We start from the raw sequence: 793 nt of genomic DNA, 5'->3' as shown, positions 1-793 counted from the left end.
GGTGGTGAAATGAATCTGAGAACGGTGACTATTCTCTGGCCGACAATATTTCTGCTAATAACATCGACCGCAGAAGCGGCATTATCGGTGGAGCGTTCACGCATTATTTTTAACGAAGGGGACAAGGCGGTGAGTCTGGGGGTAACGAATAACAACACCCAGGACCCTTATCTGGCTCAGGCATGGATGGAAAATGAGAAAGAAGAAAAAATCAGCGGTCCCTTTATGATCCTGCCACCGGTACAAAGAGTGGAGGCTGGCAGTAAAACCCGGGTTCGCATCCAGGCGGCTACAGGCATCGCCACATTACCCGGAGATCGGGAGAGTGTCTTCTGGTTAAACCTGCGTGAAATACCGCCAAAATCAGATAAACCCAATGTTCTGATGCTGGCCATGCAGACCCGGATGAAAGTCTTCTGGCGCCCGAAGAGCATTAAGGTTGATCCTTCTGCGGATACGGTTCCCGGAACCAGCACCCTGACGCTGGCTCTACACGGAGGGCGTTACGAAATACATAACCCCACGCCTTATCATTTTTCCTTTGTGGAAGTCCGTAACGGACTACACGGTAAAGGCCTGGCAAATTTTGAGCCGGTGATGGTGGAACCAAAGGGAAAAGCCACTCTTCCGGTATCTGCTGCTCAGGCAGGCAATACCCCGGTATTAATGTTTATTAATGACTATGGCAGTGCCCGGTTATTACCCTTCAGGTGTTCCGGTACTACCTGTACGGCGGGCAAAGTGGAAATGCCCGGGGAGAAAAACTGAAATGAAAAGTTATCGCTTTGCCCTG

Annotated in this window: 1 protein-coding gene; it reads left to right on the top strand. The window is 50.4% G+C overall.

The annotated features are described in order from the left end of the window. The first annotated feature begins 9 nt into the window (after nucleotides 1-9). Nucleotides 10-768: a fimbrial biogenesis chaperone gene (locus tag AQ981_RS25350; protein ID WP_058914527.1), complete on the top strand. Its 759-nt coding sequence runs from the start codon at nucleotides 10-12 to the stop codon at nucleotides 766-768. The last annotated feature ends 25 nt before the right edge of the window (nucleotides 769-793 follow it).

This window comes from Entomohabitans teleogrylli, assembly GCF_001484765.1.
GTDB lineage: Bacteria > Pseudomonadota > Gammaproteobacteria > Enterobacterales > Enterobacteriaceae > Entomohabitans > Entomohabitans teleogrylli.
The sequence above is the reverse complement of the archived record's forward strand: the minus strand, read 5'-3'. Positions and strand labels throughout refer to the sequence as shown.

Coding starts and splice junctions, on each gene's coding strand:
- AQ981_RS25350 (WP_058914527.1), top strand. CDS start 10: ATGAATCTGAGAACGGTGACTATTCTCTGGCCGACAATATTTCTGCTA.